We start from the raw sequence: 16,767 nt of genomic DNA on the forward strand, positions 1-16,767 counted from the left end.
CACAAAGTGCAACATATTTAAACCACACTGACGCGCTACGCTTGTCTTCTCCGATTTGCCGGGCTAATACATTAACCCGGCAAATCGGAGAGCTGTAAAACACCTGCCAGAGAAAACTTTTTTGCTTATCCCCACCCTATTAAAGAAATAGGGATAAAACTGTTCACCCTGTTCACCTTTAAGTATTTTCATTTAAATTCATGCTGTTAAATGGTGATGACTTGAGATTAAACTCATCACCACTCTTCATCTAACCGTTCACCTCAAATCTGAAAAAGGTGAACAGGGTTGAAGAGTTGTGAACAGTTTAAAAATAACTGTTCACCCTATAATTGATTGATATATCTAATTTAAATTACAAGGTGAACAGTAGTGAACACTTTTTTATATTTCTTTGAAAAGTAACTGAAGTCAGAAAAATTATTCTTCTGGCAGGTTATCCCTTGTCAGTTTTGGCAGCCACTCAATGGCAGTATCAATATTCATGTTCAGATTGCTACGAATGCCCTGTTTGCTTTTCTTGCGCAGGTATTGCTGTCTGTACTCAGCCAGTGCGCCGGGCATATCCATGCCAAAACGGGTCACAGAAATGGGTTTATTCAGGTTGTTGCCTTTCATATAAGCAAGGTAGGCGTGATAAAGGTACTTCCGAGGATTGAACGGCATAATTTCTGCATTACCGATTAACAGGCCGTCAGCTTCATCAGATGCAATCAAGTAACCGCAAAAATCGATTAACGGATCGGTGCCACGTTTGATATCCAGTGCTTCTTCTGATTTCTGTTGCTCTGCCAGTAATCGCCTTGCGGATTGTGGATCAGCGAACTTATGCAGCAGGTGCCGGATAATGACGGGCAATTCTGCTGCAATTTTATCCCGTAAGAGTGGATCACGTTCATTTTCCGGTACGACTTCGGAAAAGTTGAAAATGACCCGACGCCGTGACACGCCACCACTACGATCGCTAAAACTCATAGCGTTATTGTTGACTGCCAGCACCACTGCTGGGATACGAGTCGAGTAGGGTTGCTTATGCTTTGGGTCGATAGCGACTTCATCGCCACCTGTAATCGCTTTGATGCCGGAGCCATCGCCCACATAGCGGGTCTGATCTGGCAGGATAATCAAGGAATAACCCACAATCAGCGCCCGTTCCCGTGGGTTTTCTAATGCAGCCATACTGGCAGAAACGGTGTTGCCTTTCCCTGCCAGCATTGAACAGATTTCAGCAAAGATGCTTTTGCCACTGCCTCCGGCGCCGGTGACCTCCAAAAACAACTGCCAGTCATAACGATTCGCCAACACCATAAACAGCGCGGCTAATACCCGCTCGAATTTATTCTCGCAGTTAGCGGTTGCACGGTTCAACCAGCGCCAGAACTGTGGTGCATGCTTGTTCAATGTTTCGCCTGCAACGGGAAGATTGAATTCGACATCATTGGCAAGCAATAACCAGTCAGTTTTACAATGCGAACGGAATTGTGCGATTTTCAGGTCAAATACACCATTACTGAACCCGATTAAGTGACGTTCTGTCGGTTGCATCAGGGGAAGCTGTAATTTCAGTGCATCTACGGCAGAACTGATGCCATTCGGTGAATAGGGTTGTTTCTCTTCCATAAAGGCCGCAACCATTTCCCGTTTTAAATCGCGGTCACTAACCGGATGCCAGATTATCCCATCATAATGATGCACGGTTTCCGAAGCGCTATCCAGTGCTAAATCACCATCATAACGCGCCAGCAAGACTTCTCCGCGCTGGCTGGCTCCCATTTGAGATAATGCCAGCTTCGAAAGTTTGCTATCGTTTGAGTGTGTGCCTTTCTTGGTTGATATCGGCTGATAAATTCCCTGAGAAAAAGCTAATTTCGCCGCCTCAATGCCGTTTTGCTGACGGTAATCATCCCAGTCGGCTTTGTTCTCTGTAGGTGGTAATGTAACCCAGCCATTCACCGCAAGAGCGGCTTTCTCTGCCGAAACCTTGCCGATATTTGTTTTTGGTTTACCACTCTTATCCAGTTCATCGGGGTGATGCCAGTCGTTATCTGCGGCAATAATGATGTTCGTATCTGGCCAACGTTCCCGAACAGCTTTAGCAACAGTAAGCAAATTACCCGCATCCAATGCTGCCAGAACCGTACCTTGATGAAGCTGATTAATGGTCAGTGCAGTGGCGTAACCTTCTGTAATAACGACTGTATCAGGATTATCGCCTAATTCAGACAGTGCGATAAATGCGCCTTTTTTCTGGCTGCCGGACAGTAACTTTTTCTCACCATTTAGTTTAATGATCTGCGCGCCAGTAACAGCCTTGCTCAAGGTTGTCAGCGGTAATAATAATGAACCATCTTCCAATAACCGCTGATTAGGGCAAAACAAGCCTTTTACAGTCAGATAGTGAGATTGTCCGGCAACCGTTTTTGCCATTAATTCCGATACCATTTCAGCAATAGATTGTGCTGAATAAGTCACTTCTCTGGTAGGTTTAAGTTCGGGTAATGGCAGGGCTAACGCATTAGCGACCATTTTAGCGGCTTCAAAAATGGTGACTCGATGAACTTTTGCCACCAAATCCAGACCATCACCGTAATTCGGCGCATCACATTGGCGACAGTGCCAATCGCCGTGATGGTTATCATCCATAAAATGAAAACGGTCAGTACCACCGCAAACAGGGCAAGCACCATGTTTACCATTTGGCGGAACCGTGATACCACAGGCAGGCAGTAGGTTTTGCCAATGATACATCGCAGAAGCTTTAATTATCTGGATCAGGTCAAGCGGATTTTGATGATTTGTTGTTTTTTGAACTGTAAATTCAGGGCGAGTTTGGGTATGCTGTGTCTCAGCCATAATTTTTACCTTATCGAATAGTTATGGATTAAACGCCTCAGATGTGTGACAGCACTCTGGGGCGTTGCTTTTTTATGTTACGTTTCTTATGTCATGTTCTTTTCTGTGTTATGCTGCTCGTGATTCCGCGATCCGCTGAGGCTGAGCAATCCAGTTATCAATCTCTGATTCAATAAAAAGCTACTGAGCGTGGGTTTATTTTGGTCAGTTTCGAGTTGCATTATCGGTTTTTTCGGTCGCGCAGCGGTTTGGCGAAATCATAGGGCGTGATGAATTTTTCCCGGTTTGCGTCCAGATAATCCGCCCACCACTGCATCATCAGCCGCCGTTCATCCAGATGTTTAGACGTGTGAATATACGCTGCTCTAACGCTGTTTCGTTCTATGTGGCTGAGCTGGCGCTCGATAGCGTCATCGCTCCAAAGACCTGATTCCCCCATTGCCCCGCGTGCCATTGTGCGGAATCCGTGTCCACATATCTCGGTTTTAGTGTCGTAGCCTATATTGCGTAAAATTCTGTTAACCGTTGTTGCATCTATAACTTTCGTGGAATGGTAAGCGCCGGGAAACATCACATCACCGTTACCGCTCAGTTTGTGCAGGTTTTTGATAAGCTGAACAGCCTGACGACTCAACGGCACAATATGCTCGCTTCTCATTTTCATGCCCCGTTCAGAGAATTTAACGCCTTCAATGGTTTTTCTTGTGGCAGGAATTTTCCACAAGGCATTTTCAAGATCGATTTCCTGCCAGCGGGCGAATCTTAATTCGCTGATGCGGACAAATGTTAATAGTGTCAGCTCGACGGCGATCTTGAATATTAAGTGTCCACGGTAGGTAGATAAGCGTCTCAGAAAATCAGGTAAATCTTCGTGGGACAGCGCCGGACGGTGGTGGCGTTTTGCGGTAGTCAGTGCACCAGCCATATCGTTAGCGGGATTGAATTCCAGAATATCATTCTGGACGGCGTAGCGCATAATTGCAGTGATGCGTTGGCATAAACGTTGAGCGGTATCATGCTTGCCTTGTTCATCAATGGCTTTGACTGGGGCTAAAAGTTGGCTAGTGCGTAATGTAGTGATATCACATGTGCCAATCCAGGGAAAAATATATTTTTCAAGGCTACGTAGTATTATCTGGCGGTAATTTTCATCCCAGCGCTTATTACTGGCATGCCATACACGGGCGACTTGTTCAAAGGTGTTCACTTTAACCGGAGAAGACGTACTTTTTTTCTCTGCTTTAGGGTCTATACCCTGTGCTATCAATTTTTTAGCTTCGTCGCGTTTAGCACGAGCTTCAGCTAATGATACGGCCGGGTATACACCAAACGCCATCCGGTCTTCTTTTTTATCGGTGGGGCGATGGTACTTCATGCGCCAATACTTAGATCCGCGTGGCGTGATCTCCAGATAGAGGCCGCCACCATCGGTAAGTTTGTAGGTTTTTTCTTTGGGTTTTGCGGTTTCAACCTGTCGGGCGGTGAGTTTCATTATTAGAGCATCTCTGTAATCGAATAATAGTCATCATCAAATGGTAAGTGCCCCAGATTATGCCCCTCGCTGCATATTGATTGCAACAGACTAAACGAGACGTAAAAATAAGAGATCACACTGATTTTGTTGTAGTTTATAAAAATTATTTTACTTAGACAGACCTCACTGGAAGTGGAGCTGGTTCCAATATCAGAAAGTGACTTCGATTTCCTGCAACGACTGACCGCGGAAGAAGGCATTTTCTACTTCTTCGAATGCAGCAACGGGCGCAACACGCTGGTCTTTGCCGACGACTGCGGCTCGGTGCCACCGGGTCTCTCGCTCTCGTATCAGCCGGGTGAAAGCAGTACGCTGGGGGAACCCGCCGTCAGCAGCCTGACCCACAGTGCACAACTTCGTCCGGCGCAGGTACAGCTAAAGGATTACACCTTCAAAAACCCGGCCTGGGCAGCAGAATTTCACCAGCAGATGCAGGACGAAAATCTGCAACAACGCTACTACGAGCACTACGACTACCCCGGCCGCTTCAAGGATGAGCAACACGGCAAGGCCTTCACCCGCTACCGTCTCGAAGCCCTGCGCAGCAACGCCGTGACCGGACAGGGCAGCGGCAACGCCATCGCCATTCAACCCGGCAAACTGTTCATCCTCAGTAACCATCCGCGGGCAGACCTGAACAACGCCTGGCAGACCGTCTCCAGCCAACACAGCGGCAGCCAGCCGCAGGCACTGGAAACCGCCAGCGGGGGCACCGGTACAACGTTGTACAGTCACTTTCAATTTATCCGTCAGAACCAGCACTGGCGCCCGGCACCGTTACCCAAACCGGTGATTGATGGTCCGCAAATTGCCAAAGTGGTCGGCCCGGTCGGGGAAGAGATTTTCTGTGACCAGTACGGGCGTGTGCGCCTGCAATTCCCGTGGGATCGCTATGGCAAGAGCGATGACCAAAGCTCCTGCTGGATCCGCGTCACCCAACCGTGGGCCGGGCAAGGCTGGGGCATGCTGGCTATTCCGCGTATCGGGCAGGAAGTGGTAGTGGATTTCCTGCACGGCGACCCGGATCAGCCGATTGTCACGGGGCGTACTTATCACGCCAGCAACATCCCGCCGGGCGCCTTACCGGGCAGCAAAACCCAAATGGCCTTCCGTTCCAAAACCCACAAGGGCGAAGGTTACAACGAACTGCTGTTTGAGGATGCCAAGGGCAGTGAACGGCTGGCGCTGCACGCGCAGAAGGACATGACTACCCTGGTGCTCAACAACCGTGATACCCATGTGCTCGCCAACCACACCGAAATCGTGGAGAAAAACCAGGCCATTAAGGTCAATGAAAATAAAGAGGAGATCGTCACCCTTAACAGCACGGAAACGGTGCAGGAAGTGCGCAAACTCACCACGGGCAAGGACTACATTATCACGGTCGGGACGCACAAGCAGGTCAACGTCACTAATACCCTTTCCATCACAGCCGGGGATGTAATTGAGCTGCGTTGTGGCGCGAGTGTCCTGCGCATGGACAGTGCCGGCAAAATCACGATACAGGGCAGTGAGTTCAAATTTGAGGCCAGCGGCGCGGTACAAATCACCGGTAAAGATATTGACCTGAACTGATAAGGATAGATTGAGATGGAATTTCGTAACCTGACCCCGTTTGCGGTCATGAATTATTCGATGCTCGATGTGGAGGACGCCGAACATCATGTGGTAGTGATGAAGACCGGCTACCAGTGGCAGCACACTGATCACGGGCACTACATTGTCGAGCTGCTGCCGTCTCCGCCCCTGTGCCTACAGGATGAGTATTTCGGCAGCCTGAACCGCTCGTCCGTGAAACAAGAAAGTGATTTAGCCCCGTTCAAGCCACATTGTGACATTATCCTCACTGGCACCGCCCATGCACCGAACGGTATCCCGTGCCCGGAATGGCCGGTCAGCCTGCGCCTGACGGATGCGCAAGGCCATGTGCTGCTCGACAAAACCCTGCTGGTGTGCGGCGAACGGGAATTTATCCGCCGGGATAACGGCGAGTGGCAACTGACCGCGCCCGCACCTTGCGACCATCTGCCGCTCGACTACCGCTACGCCTTTGGTGGGGAGTGCAAAATTTCGGCCGATGAGACTGCTGCACAGCACCTGCACGAAGCCGAACGGCTGACACCGGAACAGCGCCGCCAGCACCCGGACGGGGAGGCTCATGCCCCGCTGGCTCACGTTGTTTGTGAGCACAACCCGCTCGGGCGGGGCTTTATTACACCATGGTACGCCCGTGCCCACGCCATCACGCGCTGGCCAGCACCGCGCATCACTCAGCCAAACGCACCGTTCACAGCGGCGCACTTTGCTGCCCTGCTCGCGGGCACCCTGCCAGCTGATACCCCTTCTGCACAACCACAAGGCATGGGCTTTATCGGGCGTCCATGGTTGCCCCGCCGCGCATTGGCGGGCACTTACGATGATGAATGGCTGGCACATCGTCATCCTTACCTGCCGAAAGATTTTGATTTCGGCTACTGGAATGGAGCACCGGCGGATCAGCAGATTGACTGGCCCGCGCCCGGCCTGACGATCCACCTGAGCGGGATGTTGCCACAAAACGCGACCCTGCCATTACCCGCGCACCGTCCTTTCCTGTTGCTGCGAATGCACAACGGCGTGTTACTGCCCGTGCCGATGCGCCTCGATACCCTGCTGATTGACAGCGATACGATGACCGTCCACCTGACCCACCGGCTGCACTTCGGCACTGACCTGCCGGTGCGGGTGGCGGAAGCCCGCTTTGAAATGGATCCGGATGCACCGTTATTGAAACTGGCACCACTGGAAGAGGAAAAAAAGGATGGCTGATAACTATATCGCCCGCACGGCGGGCACCTGGATGATTGTCGGCATGCTGCCGGATGTGTGCAAAACCCCGATGGGTGCTTCTACACCACCGATCCCCTACCCGGTTGTAGCGAAACTGGCCGACAGCGCAGCTCCGGAGAAAACCGTGCGTACCAATGGCAAACCCGTAGTGGTGTTTGCCCACAGTTTTGTCCCCACCACGCTGGGTGACCAGCCCGGCGTAGCCAATGGCGTTAAAAGCGGCACCGTGGGCGGTAAGTGCCATCCACAGGAACATACTAAAACGGTACGAGCCGGCAACAAACTGGTGTTGCGCCACGGGGATAAATTTTGGATGAACGGGGCATAAGGAAGGAAACCATGACAGAAAACAACGGAGCCAGTGCAGATACTCAGGCAGAAGAATCGACCAGCCCGAAAGCGCCTGATATCCCTATTGAACCGCCCAAACCGAACTCCCCGTTACCACAAAAGGTACGGGATGACAGCCCGACCGGAGAAGGCAATACTGTCGGTAAAATTGTCGGGCAGGCGCCACAGGCAGCCAATCCGCCGCATGAAGCTAATGCGGTAATGCTATCGGAAACCCGAGAAGAAAAAGGGCTTTGGTCACAGATAAGAGATTACTTTGACACGGGTATGATAAATTCTGTGAATGCCGATGCAGAAGAACGCGCCGCCATATTGGCAATGACCGGTCAGACAAAAGCCGCTGAAAACTTACATGCCATAGCAGAGAACACCCGACAGAACGTGGATAAATTTCGCGCGACTGATATGGCTATTGGCGCAGCAAAACGTGTCAATAATATGGCTGTCGATGCCGCAGAAGCTGTAACAAAACTCCAGGGAAATGCCTCTGCACTGGAAGCTCAGGCTCGAGCTGCTGAACTGGAGGCTCTGGGACAAAAACGCGCGGCCGAAGGTTTACGTAACACAAGTTCTGCCATAGCCCAAAACACGCAAGAGTTTAATCTGGATTCCAAACGAAAGAGTTTAGATAACCCGATGCAGGCAGGCGGTGCAAGGGCAGTAGATACCAGTATGACGGTATCTTTAGCAGGCGAAATACCCAACATACTTAAAAGCATTGGTTCCTTTTTTAATCTCGGCAAAACGGCCGCTAAAGGGGCAGCCAAACAAGAAGCTAAAGGCGTAGCGAAAGCGGAAACTCAGGCCGCAGGAAAAACTGGAGATGGAGGTGGGGCTCGTATTAAGGGGGAGCCGAAAACAGAAGCTAAAACTATCGACAAACCCGAAAACAACGCCCCGGATCAGGCCAAAAATACGTCCAGCGACAAACAAGGCAATAACCCGGAAAAAACCACGGGGGGCGGTGACCCGGTCGATATGGCCACCGGTGACTTTTTGCAGGTCTGGCCGGTCATTGCCCTTCCCGGCCTGCTGCCCCTCACCCTGACCCGTACCTACCGTTCCACGGCTAATCCCCGTGGCCTGTTCGGACCCAAATGGGCCGATGACTGGTCGTGTCAACTGGTGCTGGATAGCGGCAAGGTGCATTATACGGATGCTGCTGGCGTAGTCTACGACTACCCCACCCCGGACAACACCGTCTCGTCCCGAAATAAGCACCTGCCCCACTGCCTGCTGACTGGCGAACTCGACGGCACGCTGAGCCTAACCGACAGCCAGACCCAGCTCACCCACCATTTCAACGCCATAACGGGCAATATCCGCCGTTTGTCTGCCATAACAGACCGCCGTCAGAACGCCATTCATTTTCATTACGACAAACAGGCCCGGTTAACGGCAGTCGTGCGCAATGACGGCATCCGGCTGGTACTGGACTACCAGGACAAACAGCTAAAGACGATTGACCTGATTGATGGCGAGCAATCGCAGCGCTGGGTTACCTGCGGCTATGATGCACACGGCTATCTGGCAGAGTGCGATGCTTTCCAGCACAACCACCTGTGGCATGAATATAACGCACAAGGCTGGATGACCCGCTGGCACGACACCGACCAGACCGACCTGTCGGTGACCTACGATGCACGCGGCCGCGTGCTCAGCACCGCCTCGCCCAGTGGTTACTGGTGCGACCGTTTTCGCTATGACGAGGGCACCCGCACCACCACCTATCTGGATGCGGAAGGCGGCGAAAGCCGGTTCATCTATAACCCGGACGGGCAGGTTATCCGGGAGATTGACCCGCTGGGGCGCGTCACCCGCCGCCAGTGGCAAAACAGCCAGAAAATATGGGAAGAAGACCCCGCCGGCCATGTCACTACCTTTGCCTACAACCCCGACGGCGCCCTGACCGAAATCGTCCTGCCTACCGGCGACACCTTTTACTATGGCTATGATGCCTGCGGCCAGTTGATTGAAAGCGTGCTGCCCACCGGCGAGCGCTGGCGCTATCACTATGATGACCAGGGTAACCTCACCGAACTGACCAACCCATTGGGGCACAAGGAGGCGTACCACTACGGCACCCACGGTGAACTGCGCCAGCGTCTTCTCCCCGATGGCCGCGAATGGCACTATACCTACGACAAGCAACTGCGCCTGGCCAATATCATGACGCCGGACGGCGAGACAACCGGACTGGAGCTGGACACACTGGGACGCCTGCGCGGCGTCACCAATGCCCTCAAACAGCAGACCCGCTACCGTTACAGCGACGACCATGCCGGCCTCAATGGCAGCCTGACCGATATCGAACTGCCGGATGGCACCACCCAGCAACTGGCCTATGACAGTGAGCGGCGCGTGGTCGCAGTGACTGACGGCGAAGGCCATACCACCCGTTATCAATACGGTGCGTTTGATTTGCTGACCCAAGTCACCCGCCCCGATGGCACCACGCTGCGCTTTGGCTATGACCGTCTGACCCGGTTGAACTCAGTCACGGCCTCCACCGGCGAAACCTACCGTTATGAGCGGGATGCCGCCGGGCAAATTACCCGCGAAACCGATTTTACCGGGCGTACCCTTGAATATCAGTACGATAAACTGGGCCGTCGCACACAGGTGCGCTATCCCGATGGTCAGCAACTCCGCTGGCACTATTCGGCGGCGGGGTTGCTGGTCAAACAGGAAAGCTGGCAGCCAGAAGAGGAGCAGTTAGTACTGAAAGCGACCACCACGTACGAATACAACCCACGGCACCAACTGGTGAAAGCCACCAATGCCGATGCGGTGGTGGAATATGAATATGACAAGACCACCGGCTGGCCTGTCTGTGAGCGTATCAATGGGCGGGCAATCACCCGCGAATGGGACAGCCTGACCGGGCGCCCGGTCAGTGAAAGCCTGGATGGTCACACCCTGCACTTTGGCTATGACCCCTTGTCAGGCGCGCTGAATCACTTCCAGTTCAACCAGCATGCGCCGCTGACGCTCCGGCATGATGCGCTGGGAAGGGAAACGGTGCGCGAAAGTGCCAACGGGTTTATCCTCGCCAGCCGCTACACTGCAACGGGTTTACTGGCCCATCAGTCAGCCGGGCGGGACAGCGCTTTTTTCCAGGACGCGCTGGCCCAAAACGATCCGCACTTTCCACCCCAAGCGACCGCCGTCAACCGGAGCTGGCAATACGACCGGGCGCATAATGTCCGGGTCATTGACGACAATTGGGGACAAACCCGCTACCGTTATAATACCAACGACCAGATAGTGCACACGCTGTTTGATGGGCTGCGCCCACACGAAGAGCAGTTCAGTTACGATGCCAACGGCAACCTGCGCCAACATTTGCCTGTCGATGCACAGGTGCGATGGCACAGCTTACACAGCGCCAGCAGGCCGGACGAGTGGTGCAGCGGGGTGATACCCATTATCGCTATGATGACAATGGCCGGTTAGTCGAAAAAATAGCGCCGCGAGACGGCTTCCGCCCGCAAATCTGGCGTTACCGCTGGGATACCCAAAACCAGCTCACCCAGTGTGAAACCCCGGACGGCTCGCGCTGGCAGTACAAATACGATCCTTTCGGGCGGCGTATCCAGAAACAAAAAACCCACGATGGAAAACGGGTCGCAGAGAATTTACAATTGTGGCTGGCGGGCAAACCGGACCGGCCCGAAAACCCGCAAGCGCTGGGGGGCTATGATTACCTGTGGAGCGGTGACCAGCTGATTGAGGAAGTGCCGTTTCAGCGTGACGGCACCCGGCTGGAAGCGCGCCGCGTGCGCTGGCTCTATGAACCGGGCAGCCTGACGCCGGCCGCCCGTTTTGAGCGGGGCAAACTGCACTACGCCATCAGCGACCACCAGGGCACCGTGCGCGAACTGCTGGATGAGCAGGGGGAGATGGTCTGGGGCCAGCGGCTGACTACCTGGGGCAAAGCCGAAATCCGCCCTGCCCCGTCCCATCACCCGGATCACCATGTTCAGAGCAACTTCCGGTTTTTAGGCCAGTATTTTGATGAGGAATCGGGTCTTTTTTACAATCGGCACCGTTATTACTCGCCAGAGACCGCGCAGTACATCAGTCCTGATCCGATTGGCTTAGCGGGGGGATTTAATCCCTATTCGTATGTGCATAATCCAGCCAAATTTGTCGATCCGCTGGGATTGTCAGGAACTTCTGGGACTAAACCTGATTTTTATGTTGGACCAGATGGGCCAAGTGCAACGATGCCTTCTACCGCATATAGATTTATGAGTAGTGAATCTCAATGGGCCGCAGCAACAATAGAAAGTAAAACCGCTCCGTTAAGTTATTTCGGCTATTCAAAATATAATACAGGGCGTGAAGCTAGAGACGCTTATCAAATATTTTACGAAAAAGGTAATCCTGCTTCTTGGAGTGATGCGCGTCTAAGAGGTGAATTTGATACATTACAGCTTTATAAAAATGGAGTTCCTCAAGTAAAAGTTCCTCTTGCCAATGGTGATAAAGGCCCAGGCTTGGAACTGTTTACTAGCGCGTACCCTCAGTATGGTAAAGGTGGTGCTGTTCAGTTACTGCCTATAGAGAAAAATTTACCTGTAACTTTTGATAAAGTAACCATTATTCCTGAGTAACTATATGACAGAGAATGAATTACGAGAAAATCTAAAATATCTTATTGATAAATATGTTCTTGATATCAATAAAAGAATAGAAATTTACGCTTACATTGAGAGAGAAGATGTGCCAGTTAAAGGAATATTGGCAGACCTTAATGAATTTGGAGTAAAAACAGTAACAAATGATGATGGCAAATTAATTAGTGATATTTATTTTCACTACTGTTAATTCACTAAAGCCGGAATGATCTTCCGGCTTTCTTCTTTTTTAAGAGCCACTCACTCCCTGCCCTTAGTTGCTGTTGTAGTCGCCAAGCAGTTCCCGCATCCTGAGCTTAATCTCACTGAGCTGGTCCTGCTGGCGCTGGTACTGTTGCTTAATGGTTCGGGTGTCATCGCTGTCAGGAATAAGCACCAGGCAGCCATCCATAATTTTAACGGTGAGTGTGCCGCCAATATCAAACCCGGCTGCCTTAAGCCACTGGCCTTTCAGGTGGATTGCAGGCGGGGCGGTGGCCTTGTTGTTTTGCGGCACGTATCCCACGGTGTAATAACGTTCTGTTTTTGTCGCTTTATTTACGGCACGGTTTTGCCTAGAATGCGCCTTAGCCATCATTCAACTCCTTGTTAGTTGCTTGTGGTGAGCGGTGTTGGCAGGTTGCCTCCTGCCATCACCGCGTTATCTCTTCGCTTATTCTTTACTGCTCTCAATCACGGTATCTAACATCTCAGAAACAAACTTCTGTCTGGCTTTTGGGAGCTGGCTGATCATCTCAATCTGTTGCTCCAGCCGGGAACTTGGGCCACGTTTACTTCTTCGTGTGGTCGGCAAACCCAGCAGTTCATCCAATGATAAATGGAGTATCTCCGCTAACAACGGCAGCAATGCCGCTGATACCTTCAATCTCCCTCCCTCATAATGCGCCATCGTCTGCTGGGCTATCCCTAGCTGCTCTGCCAGTTGTTGCTGGGTGAGTTGCTGCTCTTTACGTGCCAGTGCAATCCTGTTCCCCAGCTCTTTAAAAAAGGTCTCATCCGTTGTCTTCATGGCCTGAATCTGTCTGTAAGTTAACGATGCCATGAGGATACCTCCTGTTTTTCATCTTACGGTTGACAATACTCTATTTTGGAGTACTCTGCAATAGAGTTATTTTTACTCTAAGCCTATTGACACGTTTTTTTAAAGGATTAAGACATGGCTCGCATTCCCGAAGCAGAATTACAGCACCTGAAATCCGCTGTCTCCTTAGTGGCTATCATTGAGCAACAAGGGCGGCAGTTGTTTAAGCGCGGCAAAGATATGACGGTGTTGTGCCCGTTCCATGAGGAAAAAACGCCCTCGATGGTGATCACTCCGTCCAAAAATCTCTATCACTGTTTTGGCTGCGATGCAGGCGGATCGGTGCTGGACTGGGTGATGCGAACTGAAAATCTGAGTCTGCGTCATGCTACCGAACGCTTAAAGGCGGTGCTGGGGCACAATCCGGCAGTGGAGCCACTGGTGCAGCCGGAAGAACTGGCCAGTGATGCCATCGGGCAACAGGTGCTGCTGTCACGGGTGGTTGATTTTTATCACCATACCTTGCTCAATAAAAAAGGTCTCATCCGTTGTCTTCATGGCCTGAATCTGTCTGTAAGTTAACGATGCCATGAGGATACCTCCTGTTTTTAATCTTACGGTTGACAATACTCTATTTTGGAGTACTCTGCAATAGAGTTATTTTTACTCTAAGCCTATTGACACGTTTTTTTAAAGGATTAAGACATGGCTCGCATTCCCGACGCAGAATTACAGCACCTGAAATCCGCTGTCTCTTTAGTGGCTATCATTGAACAGCAGGGGCGGCAGTTGTTTAAGCGCGGCAAAGATATGACGGTACTGTGCCCGTTCCATGAGGAAAAAACGCCCTCGATGGTGATCACCCCGTCGAAAAATCTCTATCACTGCTTTGGCTGTGATGCGGGCGGTTCAGTGCTCGACTGGGTGATGCAAACCGAAAATCTGAGTCTGCGTCATGCCGCCGAACGCTTAAAGGCGGTGCTGGGGCACAATCCGGCGGTGGAGCCACTGGTGCAACCGGAAGAGCTGGCCCGTGATGCCATCGGGCAACAGGTGCTGCTGTCACGGGTGGTTGATTTTTATCACCATACCTTGCTCAATGCCCCGGAAGCCCAGGCCTATCTGTCCAAGCGGCGGCTCAACCATCCTGAGCTGGTCAGCCATTTTAAGCTGGGTTTTGCCAACCGCACGCTGGCTTACCGCCTGTACCCGAAAAAAGTTAAAGCGGGTGCGGAGATCCGCCGCCGCTTACAGGCTGTTGGCGTGCTGCGGGAGAATGGACGGGAGCATCTGCGTGGTTCGCTGGTTGTGCCGGTGATGGATGCGCAGGGGCAAATCCATGAACTGTACGGGCGCATGATCAGCGATGATCTGCGGGCATCGGTTGTTCGCCATCTGTACCTGCCGGGGGCACATCACGGCGTCTGGAATGAAGCGGCGCTGGGTGCGTCCAAAACGCTTATCCTGTGTGAATCACTCATTGATGCGATGTCGTTCTGGGTCGCAGGGCAGCGCCATGTCACGGCGGCCTATGGTGTACATGGTGTCACCACTGATCACTGGCAGGTCTTTGAACAGCACAACATTAAGCAGGTGCTGATCGCCTTTGATAACGATACCGCAGGCAATGAGGCGGCGGTGAAACTGGCGTCAGCACTGGTTGCCAAAGGGATCACGCCGCTGCGCGTGGTGTTCCCACCGGGCAGGGATGCCAATGAATATCTGTGTCAGATGGCGGAACCCGAAACCGCCTTTGCTCTGCTGATTGAGGGTGCTGTACCGATGCAGGAGGCGGCGGATATGGTGACTCTAGAGCGCCAAACACCTGAGCCCGCTTCCCCTTTAGCCGCCGAACCGGCGCCCCGCGTGACGCCGAATGTGGTCTGTGAATCCGGTGACAATGGCAAGCTGCTTATCTCAGTTGGCACACTGCAATGGTGTCTGCGCGGCATGGGCACTCTCAAAGCAGGCGCTGCCGCGATGAAACTCAATGTGCAAGTGCTGGACAGGCAAAGCGGGGTGTTGTTCGCGGATGGTGTTGATCTGATGAGCGCCCGCTCACGTCAGAGTTATGCACGACTGGCCGCCGCTGAGCTGGGACTGGGAGAAGCGGATCTGCGGCGTTCGCTGGGGCAGGTGTTACTGGCGGTCGAACAGTGGCAGCAGCAGCCAGAAAATCCCGCAATAGTGCAGCCTGAGCTGAATGAGGCTGAACGGGAAGCGGCACTGGCCTTGCTGCAAGATCCCTATCTGACAGCACGAGTGACAGCTGACTTAGCCGCTTGTGGTGTGGTCGGTGAATCCACTAACTTACTGGCGGGCTTTTTGGCAGCGGTAAGCCGAAAGCTACCCAAACCGTTAGCCGTCCTGATCCAGAGCAGCAGCGCCGCAGGCAAGAGCAGCCTGATGGATGCGGTGTTAAACCTAATCCCCGAAGAAGAACGCATCCAGTACAGCGCCATGACAGGCCAGAGCCTCTTTTACCTCGGTGAAACCAATCTCCAGCATAAAATCCTCGCCATCGCGGAAGAAGAAGGGGTACGGCAGGCGGCCTATGCGCTCAAGCTGTTGCAGTCAGATGGCGAGCTGACAATGGCAAGCACGGGCAAGGATGAAGCCACGGGCAATCTGGTGACAAAAAGTTATACGGTGAAAGGCCCGGTGATGCTGATGTTAACGACGACCGCCATTGATGTGGATGAAGAACTGCTCAACCGCTGTCTGGTGCTGACCGTCAACGAATCCCGCGAACAGACCGAAGCGATCCATGCGTTGCAACGGCAAAAGCAGACGCTCGAAGGCTTGCTGGCTGAGAACGAACGCGACTATCTGACACAGCTTCACCAGAACGCCCAGCGGCTGCTGAAACCGTTAAATGTGGTGAATCCCTACGCCTCGCAACTGACGTTCCTGTCAGACAAAACCCGCACCCGCCGCGACCATATGAAATATCTCACGTTGATCCAGAGCATCGCGTTGTTGCATCAATATCAGCGGGAAATCAAAACCGCCGAACATCGCGGCAAGACACTGGAATATATCGAAGTGACCAAAGACGATATCCGGCTCGCCAATCAGTTAGCGCATGAAATTTTAGGCCGGACGCTGGACGAAATGCCGCCACAGACGCGCAAGCTGTTACTGCTGATCCAGCAGATGGCGCACGGCATGGCAGCAGAACAGGGGTGTGCCCTGAATGCAGTGCGCTTTACCCGGCGGGATATCCGGGCTTACACCCACTGGAGTGACAGCCAGCTAAAGCTGCATTGCCAGCGGCTCAGTGATATGGAATATCTGCTTGTTCACGGCGGCAGTCGCGGGCATCTGCTGCAATACGAACTGCTGTGGGACGGTGACGGTGACGGCGCGCACTTAAGCGGTCTGATCGTGCCTGTATGATGCTCGCAAGTCTGGGCGGAACAGAGGCAAGTCTATGCCAAGTCTGCCCCAAGTCGGGGCTAAGTCTGGGTAAGCAAAATAACCATAAAGCCACAGCCAGACAGGGTTAAGCACTCGCAAGTCTGACAAAACGAAAA

10 protein-coding genes and 2 pseudogenes are annotated in these 16,767 nt (G+C 52.5%); 8 read left to right on the forward strand and 4 right to left on the reverse strand.

The window, feature by feature from the left end; translation table 11 throughout:
- Positions 1-420: 420 nt before the first annotated feature.
- The gene (locus IQ209_RS16975) at positions 421-2,853 is read right to left on the reverse strand and encodes a toprim domain-containing protein (protein WP_193852384.1); all 2,433 of its coding nucleotides are present in this window, start codon (positions 2,851-2,853) and stop codon (positions 421-423) included.
- A gap of 220 nt (positions 2,854-3,073) precedes the next feature.
- The gene (locus IQ209_RS16980) at positions 3,074-4,345 is read right to left on the reverse strand and encodes an integrase arm-type DNA-binding domain-containing protein (protein WP_193852385.1); all 1,272 of its coding nucleotides are present in this window, start codon (positions 4,343-4,345) and stop codon (positions 3,074-3,076) included.
- Between the two features lie 183 nt (positions 4,346-4,528).
- On the opposite strand from IQ209_RS16980, the pseudogene tssI reads away from it, so the two are divergent.
- The 6 genes and pseudogenes from tssI to IQ209_RS17005 form a co-directional block, all read left to right on the forward strand.
- Positions 4,529-5,962 (forward strand): annotated as a pseudogene (tssI, locus tag IQ209_RS16985) (type VI secretion system tip protein TssI/VgrG); the annotation flags it as partial.
- Between the two features lie 15 nt (positions 5,963-5,977).
- Positions 5,978-7,195, forward strand: coding sequence for a DUF2169 domain-containing protein (locus IQ209_RS16990; RefSeq protein ID WP_193852386.1), 1,218 nt, complete (start codon positions 5,978-5,980; stop codon positions 7,193-7,195).
- Positions 7,196-7,238: 43 nt separating this feature from the next.
- Positions 7,239-7,544 (forward strand): DUF4150 domain-containing protein, encoded by a 306-nt coding sequence (locus IQ209_RS16995; protein ID WP_228005953.1) that lies wholly within the window; start codon positions 7,239-7,241, stop codon positions 7,542-7,544.
- 11 nt (positions 7,545-7,555) lie between these two features.
- Positions 7,556-11,023 (forward strand): DUF6531 domain-containing protein, encoded by a 3,468-nt coding sequence (locus tag IQ209_RS17000; protein ID WP_228005951.1) that lies wholly within the window; start codon positions 7,556-7,558, stop codon positions 11,021-11,023.
- Positions 10,936-12,186: an RHS repeat domain-containing protein gene (locus IQ209_RS18480; RefSeq protein ID WP_228005952.1), complete on the forward strand. Its 1,251-nt coding sequence runs from the start codon at positions 10,936-10,938 to the stop codon at positions 12,184-12,186. Before IQ209_RS17000 ends, IQ209_RS18480 begins: the two co-directional genes overlap by 88 nt.
- A 4-nt stretch (positions 12,187-12,190) precedes the next feature.
- The gene (locus tag IQ209_RS17005) at positions 12,191-12,400 is read left to right on the forward strand and encodes a hypothetical protein (protein WP_193852388.1); all 210 of its coding nucleotides are present in this window, start codon (positions 12,191-12,193) and stop codon (positions 12,398-12,400) included.
- A 63-nt stretch (positions 12,401-12,463) separates the two neighbouring features.
- On the opposite strand, the gene IQ209_RS17010 is transcribed toward IQ209_RS17005, so the two are convergent.
- Positions 12,464-12,784 (reverse strand): SymE family type I addiction module toxin, encoded by a 321-nt coding sequence (locus IQ209_RS17010; protein WP_193852389.1) that lies wholly within the window; start codon positions 12,782-12,784, stop codon positions 12,464-12,466.
- A gap of 78 nt (positions 12,785-12,862) precedes the next feature.
- A complete protein-coding gene (locus tag IQ209_RS17015; protein WP_193852390.1) occupies positions 12,863-13,252 on the reverse strand; it encodes a helix-turn-helix domain-containing protein in 390 nt (129 codons plus the stop codon).
- A 114-nt stretch (positions 13,253-13,366) separates the two neighbouring features.
- Here IQ209_RS17015 and IQ209_RS17020 point away from each other — a divergent pair.
- Both IQ209_RS17020 and IQ209_RS17025 read left to right on the forward strand, forming a co-directional pair.
- Positions 13,367-13,762, forward strand: a pseudogene (locus IQ209_RS17020) (CHC2 zinc finger domain-containing protein); the annotation flags it as partial.
- Positions 13,763-13,936: 174 nt separating this feature from the next.
- Positions 13,937-16,630, forward strand: coding sequence for a CHC2 zinc finger domain-containing protein (locus IQ209_RS17025; RefSeq protein ID WP_193852391.1), 2,694 nt, complete (start codon positions 13,937-13,939; stop codon positions 16,628-16,630).
- Positions 16,631-16,767: the final 137 nt, after the last annotated feature.

The organism is Xenorhabdus sp. BG5 (genome assembly GCF_015163665.1).
In the GTDB taxonomy this organism is placed as follows: domain Bacteria; phylum Pseudomonadota; class Gammaproteobacteria; order Enterobacterales; family Enterobacteriaceae; genus Xenorhabdus.